This is a genomic window from Vibrio sp. SCSIO 43136 (genome assembly GCF_023716565.1).
In the GTDB taxonomy this organism is placed as follows: domain Bacteria; phylum Pseudomonadota; class Gammaproteobacteria; order Enterobacterales; family Vibrionaceae; genus Vibrio.
Genome location: NZ_CP071848.1, coordinates 659458 through 672738 on the forward strand (window position 1 = coordinate 659458; position 13281 = coordinate 672738).

Consider the following 13281-nt stretch of genomic DNA (forward strand, 5'->3'; position numbering starts at 1 on the left):
TTGGTGGCACGACGTAAAACTGTTACTCAGATACCGCTTTGGCGCTTGAAATAGTGGTGTTTTCAGCGGCACTAATGGTTGATTCGGCGTTTGAAACTGCGCTTGAAATTGGCACATCAATCACCAATAGGTCATCAGTATCAAGCTGTTGATCGATAATACGTTTCTTATCGATATGACCGATGATGGATTGATAATAACGACGAATGTTTTCCACGTAGTTTCTTGCTTCATCGCCACGAGCATAGCCGTAGCGAGTGGTGCTGTAGTACTTTTTCTTTTTCAACAGTGGTAAGCGATCTTTTACATCGGCCCAAGAATCAGGGTCACCACCTTGGCGTTTGGTTAAGCGCCTTGCATCCATCATGTGACCATAACCAACGTTGTAAGAGGCTAGGGCAAACCAGATTTTTTCGTGATCAGCGATTGAGTCAGGAATACGCTTTACGATGCGACGCAAGTATTCAACGCCACCACGCACTGATTGCTCTGGGTTGAGTCGGTCGGTCACTCCAACGCTCTTGGCAGTCGGCAAGGTTAGCATCATCATGCCACGCACCCCAGTGGGAGATTTTGCTACTGGATTCCAGTGCGACTCTTGGTAAGCGAGTGCAGCGATCAAGCGCCAGTCAAACTCTTCAGCATGTTGCTTGAATAGTGCTTCCCACTTCGGCAGCTTCGACTCAAGAGCGCGGATAAAGGCACGGGTATCGACAAAGTCAAAACTCTCGATGTGGCCAAAGTACTTTTCTTCCAATTTGGCCAGTTCACCAGATTGCTTTAGCCCGCCAAAATACTCAATCAGCAAGGCATAGAGGCTTTCATCGTCTGAGCGACGCATGAACCAAGAGGTTGGCTGGTCTTCCGTCACTTCAAATGCCACTGCAAGTGATGGATAAATCCGTTGGGCAAGGGAGAGCTCAACCGAATCGGCCAAAGTGAATGGGATTTGTCCTTGGTTTACTTGCTGAAGCAGTTCATTGACGTCAGCGTTGTCATCGACGGTAAACAGAAGCTCCGGGTGTTGCTTTGCCATCAGGTTCATGGTGCGCTCGAAATGCGAACCGTCTACCACTTCAATTGGCATCTGCTTTTCGATTAGCTGCTCGATATTACGCGGTCGCCAGCTGCCTTTCTTGTACACCACCTGTTGGCTGACATAGTAATAACTCGGCCCTGCACGGAAGCTTTTTAAGCGATCAGGCGTCTGGCTCAAACCTGCGGCGATCATGTCGATTTCTCCTCGCTCAAGGGCGGGGAATAGCTCGGCAATACGATAGGCTGGTTTCATTTCGAGTTTAACGTCTAACTCATTGGCAAATTTTTTGGCGAGTTCGAAATCAAGGCCAGTGGGACCATCAGGACCAATATAGTAGGAAAGTTGGTTGTTGAGTGTACCGACGCGTAGAGTGCCTCGCTCTATTACTTTATCCAGCTCATTTTTAGGGTCTGATTCAATCTGGCAGCCTGCCATCCCGATCATACTGGCAACGATCACTAAGGCTTTACCCCAAGTGCTTCTCGCAACGGTATATTTCAAAATCCAACACTCTCTTAAAACGTTTGAGCCTTTATACCAAAGCCTAGTAGAGCGGCAAAGTAAACTGATAAAAAACAGTGAAAATGGCTCAAAAAAACCGAAAACGAAAAAAAACAACGCAATCGGTTGCTTTGGTGGTTACGTCACAAAATGTTTTCCTCTATAATACGCCCGCATTGAGGAGGGGAAATTGGCTTAAGTTTGATAAATTCAAGTTAAGTAATTGAATTTAAACCAATATCACCTTAAACAACTGCATAAGAGACCTAAGCACATGAGAATTTTGCGTGGTTCCCCAGCTCTTTCTGAGTTTCGCGTTAACAAGCTACTTGAACTTTGCCGTGAGCAAGACCTGCCTGTAACAGGTATTTACGCTGAGTTTATGCACTTTGCTGACCTAAGCGCTGATCTAGATGCGCCAGAGTTAGACAAGCTAGAAAAGTTGCTAACGTACGGCCCAACGATCGAAGAGCATGAGCCTCAAGGTCTTCTTCTTCTGACGACTCCTCGTCCGGGTACAATCTCTCCATGGTCTTCTAAGTCAACTGACATTGCGAACAACTGTGGTCTTGAGAAAGTTAAACGTCTTGAGCGTGGTACAGCGTACTACGTTGAAACATCTTCTGAGCTAACTGCTGATCAAGTTGAAGCGGTTAAAGCTCTAATCCACGACCGCATGATGGAAGTAGTGTTCACTGAGCTAGAAGCAGCTCAGGCGCTATTTACTACTGCTGAGCCTGCACCAGTGGCTCAAGTAGACATCCTAGCGGGCGGCCGTAAAGCACTAGAAGAAGCGAACGTTTCTCTAGGTCTTGCGTTAGCAGAAGATGAGATCGACTACCTAGTTGAAAACTTCACCAAGCTTGGCCGTAACCCGAACGACATCGAGCTTATGATGTTTGCACAGGCGAACTCTGAGCACTGTCGTCACAAGATCTTCAACGCAGACTGGACTATCGATGGCGTAGACCAAGAGAAGTCTCTGTTTAAGATGATCAAAAACACGATGGAGCAAACGCCTGACCACGTGCTATCTGCATACAAAGATAACGCAGCGGTAATGGAAGGCTCTAAAGTAGGTCGCTTCTTCCCGAACCCAGAAACTCGTGAGTACGGTTACAACCACGAAGATGCGCACATCCTAATGAAGGTTGAAACGCACAACCACCCAACAGCTATCTCACCATGGCCGGGTGCTTCAACGGGTTCAGGCGGCGAAATCCGTGATGAAGGCGCAACCGGTATCGGTGGTAAGCCAAAAGCGGGTCTGGTTGGTTTCACCACTTCTAACCTACGTATTCCTGGTTTTGAGCAGCCTTGGGAAACTGACTTCGGTAAGCCAGGTCGTATCGTAAACGCACTAGACATCATGACTGAAGGTCCTCTAGGTGGCGCGGCGTTCAACAACGAATTTGGTCGTCCAAACCTACTAGGTTACTTCCGTACTTACGAAGAAAAAGTAACTTCTCACGCAGGTGAAGAGATCCGTGGTTACCACAAGCCAATCATGATTGCTGGTGGTATGGGTAACATCCGAGACGAGCACGTTCAGAAGAAAGAGATCCCAGTAGGTGCGAAGCTTATCGTACTTGGTGGTCCTGCGATGAACATCGGCCTTGGCGGTGGTGCAGCTTCTTCTATGGCTTCTGGTCAATCGGCGGAAGACCTAGATTTTGCTTCTGTACAACGTGAAAACCCAGAGATGGAGCGTCGTTGTCAGGAAGTTATCGACCGTTGTTGGCAGCTTGGCGAAGAGAACCCAATCGCATTCATCCACGATGTGGGCGCAGGCGGTATCTCTAACGCACTTCCAGAGCTTTGTGATGATGGCGAGCGTGGTGGTCTGTTCCAACTACGTGACGTACCAAACGACGAAATCAGCATGAGCCCACTTGAGATCTGGTGTAACGAATCTCAAGAGCGCTACGTAATGGCAGTTGCTCCAGAGAACATGGACACCTTCGATGCGATTTGTAAGCGTGAGCGCGCACCATACGCAGTAGTAGGTGTTGCTACTGAAGAGCGTCACCTAACGCTAGAAGATTCACACTTCGACAACACGCCAATCGATATGCCTATGGATATCCTGCTTGGTAAAACGCCGAAGATGCACCGTGATGCGAAAACACTGAAAGTTGATAGCCCAGCATTAAGCCGTGACGGCATCGAGATGAACGAAGCGGTTGACCGTGTTCTTCGCTTGCCAACCGTTGCTGAGAAGACGTTCCTTATCACTATCGGTGACCGCTCAGTAACAGGTCTTGTTGCTCGTGACCAGATGGTTGGTCCTTGGCAGGTGCCTGTCGCGAACTGTGCAGTAACGGCAGCAAGTTACGACTCTTACCACGGTGAAGCAATGTCTATGGGTGAGCGTACTCCAGTTGCTCTTCTAGACTTCGGTGCTTCAGCGCGTCTAGCTGTTGGTGAGTCACTAACTAACATCGCAGGTTCTGACATCGGCGACATTAAGCGCATCAAGCTTTCTGCGAACTGGATGTCACCAGCTGGCCACCCAGGTGAAGACGCAGGTCTTTACGAAGCGGTTAAAGCGGTAGGTGAAGAGCTATGTCCAGCGCTTGGTCTGACTATCCCAGTGGGTAAAGACTCAATGTCGATGAAGACTAAGTGGAACGAGAACGGCGAAGATAAAGAAGTAACTTCTCCACTATCTCTTGTTATCACAGCGTTTGGTCGTGTTGAAGATGTACGTAAGACGGTAACTCCTCAGCTTCGTACTTACCTTGGCGAGAGCTCACTGGTTCTTGTTGACCTAGGTAACGGTAAGAACCGTCTAGGTGCAACGGCACTAGCACAGGTTTACAAGCAACTTGGTGACAAGCCAGCTGACGTTGACAACGCAGAGCAGCTAAAAGGCTTCTTCGATGCAATGCAGACTCTTGTTCGTGATGACAAGCTAGTGGCTTACCACGATAAGGGTGATGGCGGTCTATTCGTAACACTTGCAGAGATGGCATTTGCTGGTCACTGTGGTGTGAAAGCTGATATCGCAGCACTAGGCGAAGACGCACTTGCAGCGCTATTTAACGAAGAGCTAGGTGCAGTGGTTCAGGTTAAGAACGAAGACCTAGAAGCAGTTAAAGCAGTACTTGCAGCGAACGGCCTAGAAGCATGTTCACACGTAATCGGCTCTGTAGAAGCATCTGACGAGCTAGTGATCACTTCTGGTGAGACAGTTGTTGTTGAGCGTAACCGTACGGAACTACGTACTATCTGGGCTGAAACGACGCACAAGATGCAGTCACTACGTGACAACCCAGCGTGTGCAAACCAAGAGCACGAAGCGAAGAAAGATAACTCAGACCCAGGTCTAAACGTTAAGCTAAGCTTCGACGTAAACGAAGATGTGGCAGCGCCATTCATCGCAACAGGTGCTAAGCCTAAGATGGCTATCCTACGTGAGCAGGGTGTTAACTCACACGTAGAAATGGCAGCAGCATTTGACCGTGCAGGCTTTGATGCAGTAGACGTTCACATGAGCGACATCCTAACGGGTCAAGCGGTACTAGAAGAGTACAACGGCCTTGTAGCATGTGGTGGCTTCTCTTACGGTGACGTACTAGGTGCTGGTGAAGGTTGGGCGAAGTCAGTGCTATTTAACGCACAAGCTCGTGACCAGTTCGAAAACTTCTTCAAGCGTGAAGACACTTTCTCTCTAGGTGTTTGTAACGGTTGTCAGATGCTATCGAACCTACGTGACCTTATCCCGGGTGCTGACCTATGGCCACGTTTCGTACGTAACGAATCTGAGCGTTTTGAAGCTCGCTTCAGCTTAGTGGAAGTACAGAAGTCTGACTCTGTATTCTTCAACGGCATGGAAGGTTCACGTATGCCAATCGCTGTATCTCACGGTGAAGGCCGCGTAGAGGTTCGTGACGGTGAACACCTAAACGCTATCGAGAACTCAGGTACAGTTGCACTACGTTACGTAGACAACCACGGTAACCCAACTCAGCAGTACCCGAACAACCCGAATGGTTCGCCAAACGCAATCACAGGTCTAACGACGACTGATGGCCGTGTAACTATCATGATGCCTCACCCAGAGCGTGTATTCCGTACGGTTGCAAACTCTTGGCACCCAGATAGCTGGGGTGAGAACGGTGCTTGGATGCGTATGTTCCAAAACGCACGTAAGAACCTAGGTTAATCAACCTTAGTTGTTAAATGTAAGACCGCTGGTAAATGCCAGCGGTTTTTTTATGCTAATTGGTAGCATTACCAATTGGTAAATTGTTCAAAGTGTGCTCTAATGCGCGCCCAGAAAAAATTTTGAGTTGATGGCCCTTTTGCCGTCGACGGATACAAGTGGAAACCAAATCATGGCCAGCAAAAAATTCGACATCAAAGTAAGTGAAAAGAAAAACGGTTGGTGCGCTGAGATCACTCGCCAAGTGACTTCTCGTCGCACTATGGTATCAAAGCGTGAAACTGGCTTTGAGACTGAAGAAAAAGCTATGGAATGGGCAAAAGCAGCTCTAGCTGAGTTCGTTGAGAACCAAGCAAAGCGTAACGAACGTAAAGCTGAGAAGCGTAGCGAGCGTGAAGCCGCAGCACTAGAAGCTGAAGCAAAAGCGGCAGCAGCAAAAGCACTACGTGCAGCACGTGATGCTGAGATGGAAGATGAAGAGTAATCCCACCCATCAAAATTAATCAATTAAGCCGTAGACGAAAGTCTGCGGTTTTTTTTGTCTATACTTACCACATTATAAGAAAACCAAATACGTGAGCTGAAGGTTAGGCATTATTGGCTTTGATCCTAAGATTTTATCGAGTTGGATTGTGTCATGAGCAAATTTCTTTACGTGTTGTGTTTTTTGTCTACGTTACTGAGCCCTAGCATTAATGCAAAGGTATTCACTGTGGGTTACTTCTCTTTGCCACCTCACAGCTACTCAGTTCGCTCTCAAGCAAACGGGGCGGCTGTAGAGTATTTTGAATATTTATTTTCTGAGACTCCCCATAAGATCGAGTGGTTGGGCCCACTACCATTTCCACGTCTGATCAATTATTTAAAGTCTGGAGCAGTTGATGCTGCGTTAATAGTAAGCAAAGGGCAAGACCGCCAAGACTATATCTATTTTCCCGAGTTTAGTTTCATCTCAGTGCAGCCCACGATTGGGTTAGTCAAGCAACACCCGTTAGATAAAATCACCGATATCAAAGATGTTTTGCCACTAAAAATGGGCTTTCTTGAGGGAGCCAATCTCCCACCTCTTCTGAACGCTTATCACAATGAGATACAAATAGAGTACCTGTCTGGCAAAAATTGGGTGCGGCAAAATTTACATAAAGTGTTGAAAGGCCGATTGGATGCAGCCTTCGATCTCAATGAAACAACTATGCAGTTCGAGGCGATTAAATTAGGTGTAGAGCAAGAACTAAAGTTTCTTTCACTACCAGAGAAACCAAAGCAACTTTTCACTGGGTTTTCAAAGTTTAGTCAAAGCGGTAAAGAGCTGAGGGAGATATACCAACAACAGGCAGAAAAGAAACATAAGAGTTACTCATGGTTTCTTGATTCGCACATGGAAAGGTTTAGAGAGTCGAAGAAGTAGATTTTTGGGAGCTGTTTTACTTAAGCATTTCATGCTCTGACTCGAATGCTCTTTGCCTTGCTAGAATCCATGCAGGTAGAAAAATCGCAACTAATATTGCGTCTTTTCCCAAACATAAAAGAGTGACTGCTGTAATGGACACCAAACAGACATCTAGCACTAAGCTACGTGGAGAACGTCCTTGGAGATAGTTGTTCACTATCATGATTGAACCTCCAATGACCAGAGCCCATATCCAACCCAACAGCAGAGAGAGCGCTAGGCTGGTAGAAAGTGCCACAAAATTAAAATGAGTAGTCTTTGACATTTGTTTTTGTTCTGCGTTTTAGTTCAGTTTTTGAGTCTGAAAGCATCACTGCATTTCCTGTAAAGACTATGGCTAGTAGTACTTGCTGAACCTTAGGAGTCTTGAAACCTTTTTGTTTATTAATAATCTCAGCGAAGGAGCTAGCGCCTAACAATGCTAGAACTTTCTCAAAGATTTTGTGACCTTTGATTTTCTCATTTAGTTCCTGTGTACTTAGAGACCACATACCCCAACTTTTGTTTACCTTGGTTACGAGAACGGCTTCGCCTCTTAGGTACATAGCCAGCCTTTGATTTTGGTGGTTTAAGTACATTGCAAGTACTTCTTTTCTTCCAAATCTATCTAGGTGAGGGTAAAGAAGAGTAGCTAACATTAATTGCAAGTCACTTTCATTGGCGTGTGTAATATAGTCTCTGGGAATCGATAAGATTTCACCAAGCACACGAGCTTTGTCAGTAACGTTAGTTGGCAAAGTGTATGGCATCCAATCTTCATTATTCAGTTTTATTAATATATCGTTCATAGCTGAAACTCTGTTCGGTTTTGAAAAATGATAACAGGGGTTCTATGGTTATAAAATTGTAATTAACTAATTGAAAAGGTTGATTTTTGGTGGTGAAAGCACTGCGTGCAGCACGTGAATCTGAGATGGAAGATGAAGAGTAAGAATTAGCTCTTTATTTGATGAAAGAAAACCGCAGGCTTTGAAACCTGCGGTTTTTGTTTTTTTGGGGGAAAGGGTGAAGGGGACGTTTCACTAACGGACGCTTCGCTAAGGGAAAAAGCAAAGAAAGAGATTGTTTACATAAAACCTTCAGCCATGCTCCCCCCTTTGATACGACCCCAATAAAGTAGACACCTAATTAAAGGATTAGGTGTCATGCAAGTCACATCTCGTAGAAAATACTCAGAAGAATTCAAACGTAATGCTGTTAAGCGATCATTAGAGTCTCCAGATACGGTAAAGTCTGTTGCTATAGCTTTGGGAATTAGCCCTAAAATCTTGAGCAAATGGAGAGCAACGATGACTACTCGAAAAAAGCCAGCTAAACCAATCCCAAACAAAGGGCCAAAAAAATCTCTAGCTCAGCTCGAAAAAGAAAACCGTGAGTTAAAGAAACGCCTTGAAATGGCTGAGATGGAGAACGAATTCTTAAAGGAAGCGAAAGCTTACTTCGACAGCCTAAAAGAGTAAGGTTTGAACATATTTTTAAGCGGACGAAGAACACCTTACCTGTGCGTTTGCTCTGTCGATGGCTCAATGTTTCTCCAGCGGGTTATTACAAATGGCGTAATCGCCAGCAGACAACACGTGAGCAAACCAATGACACTTTGCTGGAGTTCCTTAAGAAGGAAAGTGATGATCAACACTGCATTCCTGGGTACCGCAAACTCTGGGAAGCAGCGATTGCGAGCGGGTTCATCTGTAATAAGAAAAGAGTTCAACGCTTATTACAAAGCCTGGGGTATCGTTCAATAGCCAGTAAAAGGCGTCATGGCCGAGCACCACGACAAGAGCCGATGATGGCAGCATACAACCTGCTCAATCGCCAGTTTGATGTAAAGGAACCAAACCGTGTCTGGGTATCGGATATCACTCAAGTTAGATGCAAAGAAGGGTGGAACTACCTCTGCATCATTCTTGACTTGTACTCTCGTAAAGTCGTTGGGTGGTCTACAAGCCGTATTAACAATGCGGATTTGGTCATAAAAACCCTGAATAAAGCTTGGAAATCTCGACGTCCAAATGGTGAAAAACTGATGTTCCACTCGGATCAAGGCGTACAGTATAGAGCCTTCGAAACCATACGCTGGCACCGCAAACGCAAAGTCACGATAAGTATGTCTGGTAAAGGTAATTGCTGGGATAATGCTTGCTCAGAGAGCTTCTTTGCCCAATACAAAAAAGAATGGATAAGCAATCTAGGCGAACTGTCTCGACAGGAGATGACCGTTCAAAGTCGACAATATATCGATAGTTATTATAATCCAGTAAGAAGACATGGGGCCCTTGGTGGAGTGAGCCCCAATGACTTCGAGCTAATGAATTAAAACCCCGTGTCTACTTTTAGGGGGTCATATCACTTAAACCCTTAAACCCTTAAACCCTTAAACCCTTAAACCCTTAAACCTTCTCAGGAATCGCCTCAAGCAGCGCCACCATCTGCTCCCAGAATAGCGCTACTGTATCAATCTTCACTTTCTCGTCTGGTGAGTGTGGGAATTTGATGGTTGGGCCAAACGACACCATGTCCATGTTTGGGTATGGCTTCTTAAATAGACCACATTCAAGACCTGCGTGGATTACCATGATGTTTGGTTTGTGGCCATAGATGCCTTCGTACATATCACGGAAGATCGCCATGATCTCTGAGTCTGCGTCTGGTTTCCAACCTGGGTATGCGCCAGAGAATTGGATTTCTGCGCCAGCAAGTTCAGCAACAGAGCGAAGCATGCCTTCGGTTTGTTCACGGCCAGAATCGATCAGTGAACGGATTAGACAAAGTACAGTGACCTTGTTTGCGTCTGTGGTGATAACGCCTACGTTCAATGAGGTTTCCACCACGCCTTCAATTTCATCGCTCATACGCATTACGCCATTCGGGCAAGCGTTCAGTGCTGCAACAAAGCGAGATTGATCGTTAGCGGCAAATACTTCAGTAAGCTGCGCATCTTGGTTGAAGCTTACGATGTCAGTTTCAATCTTGCCAAGCTCAGTGCTTAGTAGCTCAGTGTAGGTTGCGAATGCAGTTTCTAGCTCTGCTTGCTTATTTTCAGCAACGGCTACGGTAATGAATGCTTCACGAGGAATGGCATTGCGTAGGCTACCACCGCGGAACTCAATCAGGCGAAGGTCAAGCTTGACAGCGTTATCCGCTAGGAAGCGACCCATCAGCTTGTTGGCATTGCCACGGCCAGTATGAATATCACAACCTGAGTGACCGCCTTTTAAGCCTTTCAAGGTCAATTGACGAGCGACGAAGCCTGCAGGTGCCGCTTCACGGGCGATATCAAAGCTGAATGAACCATCGATACCGCCAGCACAACCCATGTAAACTTCACCCTCTTGCTCAGAGTCTGTGTTTAGTAGGATGTCACCTTCAAGCCAACCCGCTTCTAGGCCAAATGCACCAGTCATGCCTGCTTCTTCATCGATGGTCAGCAGCACTTCTAGTGGACCGTGTTTGATTTCATTGGATGCAAGCACTGCAAGGCAAGATGCCATGCCCATGCCGTTATCTGCGCCTAGAGTGGTGCCTTTTGCAGTGACCCACTCACCATCAATGTATGGTTGAATCGGATCTTTAGTGAAGTCATGGTCGGTGTCCTCATTCTTCTGTGGCACCATGTCGATATGCGCCTGAAGAACCACGCCTTTTTTGTTTTCCATTCCCGCTGTTGCAGGTTTCTTGATAAATACATTACCTGTTGGATCACGACGAACATCTAACCCTTGCTCTTTTGCCCAGTCAACGATGTAAGTCGCTAGTGCTTCTTCATGCTTTGATGGGTGAGGAATAGAACAGATTTTGTCGAAGAACTGCCATAGTGGGGCAGGTGATAGTTGACTGATCTCAGAATGGAATTCAGACACGGAAGACTCCTTTATGTTGTAACTCGTGCGAGCCCGGATTAGTTGAGCATAATCGACTAGTGGGAGCGCAGGTTTTTAGTGGAAAACAGCATACCACTGGATCAATTTAGACAGAAGTAGTTCTAGGACGAGTTTTTAATAAAGGCGTAACAAACTTTGAACACCCATCTTTGGCGGTAAAGTATACGATGCAAACGTTTTCTGTAATTTAATTACAAAATGGATTTGATCTAAGTCAGTTTTGGTAGGTTAGTGTGATAAAGATCGCCAAAAAGGTTGTAATTAATTTTCTTGGTGGTATATTTATAACCACTTCCCAAGTGAAGTTAAAAATGCTCAAAGGATGAGTCCGAAATATCGCCTCCAAGGAACCGAGAATCTGTTAAACATTAATCGATTTAAAGGTGATAACTATGAATGGTATGTCTTCAGTAAGCTTTTGGCCAACAGCACAACTATGTACGACTAATGGCGAAAACTTCTTAAATTTTGCAGGTTTTGGTTACTAACCCGTAACCGAGCATGTGATTTGAACGAAAGTTCACCCCCTAATCTTTAGAATTTTTTTTCAACCATTTGGTTGCCGTGATTCTGACGCCACTCGTTTTGAGTGGCGTTTTTTTATTCCTGCCACTTTCCTTCAACAGCGACCAACTCGGGTAATTATTGACAACTAAGTCGAGTTTTCTGCGCATAAATGCCTATGCTGGAGTATTCTTCACTAACACTCCCTCAAAAAATCCCTCTAGTTGTTCTCTGTCCTTAGTTATTGATTTGACTGGTGAATGAGTGGATCGCTCAATCTATAATGGTCGATCATGTCAATAAAGTTGTAGAAAATGCCTTAAAAGAGCCGCTCTAGCCTAGAAATCGCTATTTGATAACTCTATAATTCGCGCCAATCGTTTACGCAATCGTTTTGTAATATAAATTTTAGGGATATAACCATGCTGGAAAGGCTGTTCAAACTTAACGAACACAATAGTAGTGTTCGTACCGAGGTTATTGCCGGGATCACTACGTTCCTGACAATGGCATATATCATTTTCGTCAACCCTGCCATCTTGTCTGACACAGGCATGGATCGTGGTGCAGTTTTCGTTGCGACTTGTCTTGCGGCTGCAGTGGGCTGTTTTATCATGGGCTTTGTAGCAAACTACCCAGTAGCGCAAGCACCAGGTATGGGTCTCAATGCCTTTTTTACCTATTCAGTGGTTTTAGGCATGGGCCATACGTGGCAAGTTGCTTTAGCAGCCGTGTTCGTATCCGGTATCCTGTTTATCCTTTTGAGTGTGTTTAAGATCCGTGAGTGGATCATTAACTCTATTCCACTTTCTCTACGTACAGGTATTTCGGCGGGTATTGGTCTTTTCTTGGCGTTCATCGGCCTGAAAAATGCGGGCATCGTGGTAGATAACCCAGCAACACTTGTTTCTATGGGCTCTATCACTTCGACTCCAGCAGTGCTTGCAGCGGTAGGTTTCTTCCTGACTATCGCACTTGTGCACCGTGGTCTGAAAGGTGCGGTGATGATCGCAATTCTTGCGGTTACTGCACTAGGTATGATTTTTGGTGATGTTCAGTACGGTGGCATTATTTCTGCTCCACCAAGCATCGCACCAACCTTCATGCAACTCGACTTCTCGGCAGTGTTTGAAATCGGTATGATTTCAGTGATCTTCGCCTTCCTATTCGTTGACCTTTTTGATACCGCAGGCACGCTAGTCGGTGTGGCTCAAAAAGCGGATTTCATTGGCAAAGATGGCAAGATCCCTCGTCTAAACCGTGCGCTTCTAGCTGACTCAACGGCTACCTCAGTAGGTGCTCTACTTGGTACTTCTAGTACGACTTCGTACATTGAAAGTGTGTCAGGTGTTGCTGCTGGTGGTCGCACTGGTCTAACTGCGGTAGTGGTTGGCATTTTGTTCCTACTTGCATTATTCTTCTCGCCATTGGCGGGTATGATCCCAGCTTACGCCACTTCAGGTGCTCTATTCTACGTAGCCATTCTTATGCTATCTGGTCTAGTGAGCATCGATTGGCGTGATCTCACTGAAGCTGCGCCAGTAGTAGTGACAACACTACTTATGCCACTTACTTTCTCAATCGCTGACGGTATTTGCCTTGGTTTCATCGCTTACGCGGCAATCAAACTGTTCAGTGGTAAAGGTCGAGATGTATCGCTAAGTGTGTGGATCATGGCTGCAATCTTTGTGCTTAAATTTGTATTGTCAGCGGCGTAAATACGCAATCGTTTCACCGT

At 45.8% G+C, this 13281-nt stretch carries 9 protein-coding genes; 5 read left to right on the forward strand and 4 right to left on the reverse strand.

Annotated features, from left to right (window positions below):
* Positions 1 to 22: 22 nt before the first annotated feature.
* Positions 23 to 1483 carry a membrane-bound lytic murein transglycosylase MltF gene (gene mltF, locus J4N39_RS03235; RefSeq protein WP_503063894.1) on the reverse strand — a complete coding sequence of 487 codons (1461 nt, stop codon included), beginning with the start codon at positions 1481 to 1483 and terminating at the stop codon, positions 23 to 25.
* A gap of 331 nt (positions 1484 to 1814) precedes the next feature.
* Here mltF and purL point away from each other — a divergent pair, with 331 nt between their 5' ends.
* From purL to J4N39_RS03250, 3 genes are all read left to right on the forward strand, one after another.
* Positions 1815 to 5708 (forward strand): phosphoribosylformylglycinamidine synthase, encoded by a 3894-nt coding sequence (purL, locus tag J4N39_RS03240; RefSeq protein WP_252021876.1) that lies wholly within the window; start codon positions 1815 to 1817, stop codon positions 5706 to 5708.
* A gap of 169 nt (positions 5709 to 5877) precedes the next feature.
* The gene (locus J4N39_RS03245) at positions 5878 to 6192 is read left to right on the forward strand and encodes a DUF3622 domain-containing protein (RefSeq protein ID WP_252023598.1); all 315 of its coding nucleotides are present in this window, start codon (positions 5878 to 5880) and stop codon (positions 6190 to 6192) included.
* A gap of 153 nt (positions 6193 to 6345) precedes the next feature.
* Positions 6346 to 7116 (forward strand): substrate-binding periplasmic protein, encoded by a 771-nt coding sequence (locus J4N39_RS03250; RefSeq protein WP_252021877.1) that lies wholly within the window; start codon positions 6346 to 6348, stop codon positions 7114 to 7116.
* A gap of 16 nt (positions 7117 to 7132) precedes the next feature.
* Here J4N39_RS03250 and J4N39_RS03255 read toward each other — a convergent pair whose 3' ends face one another.
* On the reverse strand, positions 7133 to 7423 hold the full coding sequence (locus tag J4N39_RS03255) for a hypothetical protein (protein WP_252021879.1): 291 nt from the start codon (positions 7421 to 7423) through the stop codon (positions 7133 to 7135).
* Entirely contained in the window at positions 7401 to 7946 is a 546-nt protein-coding gene (locus tag J4N39_RS03260) for a hypothetical protein (RefSeq protein ID WP_252021881.1), read from the reverse strand. Before J4N39_RS03260 ends, J4N39_RS03255 begins: the two co-directional genes overlap by 23 nt.
* 357 nt (positions 7947 to 8303) lie before the next feature.
* On the opposite strand from J4N39_RS03260, the gene J4N39_RS03265 reads away from it, so the two are divergent.
* A protein-coding gene (locus tag J4N39_RS03265) for an IS3 family transposase (protein ID WP_252017926.1) occupies positions 8304 to 9475 on the forward strand; the annotation gives its coding sequence in 2 pieces (ribosomal slippage) (positions 8304 to 8586 and positions 8586 to 9475; 1173 coding nt in all).
* Positions 9476 to 9548: 73 nt separating this feature from the next.
* Here the strand turns inward: J4N39_RS03265 and J4N39_RS03270 are convergent.
* Positions 9549 to 11018 (reverse strand): aminoacyl-histidine dipeptidase, encoded by a 1470-nt coding sequence (locus tag J4N39_RS03270; RefSeq protein WP_252021883.1) that lies wholly within the window; start codon positions 11016 to 11018, stop codon positions 9549 to 9551.
* A 947-nt stretch (positions 11019 to 11965) separates the two neighbouring features.
* Here J4N39_RS03270 and J4N39_RS03275 point away from each other — a divergent pair.
* Positions 11966 to 13261, forward strand: a complete 1296-nt coding sequence (locus tag J4N39_RS03275; protein WP_252021885.1) for an NCS2 family permease — start codon at positions 11966 to 11968, stop codon at positions 13259 to 13261.
* Positions 13262 to 13281 lie beyond the last annotated feature (20 nt).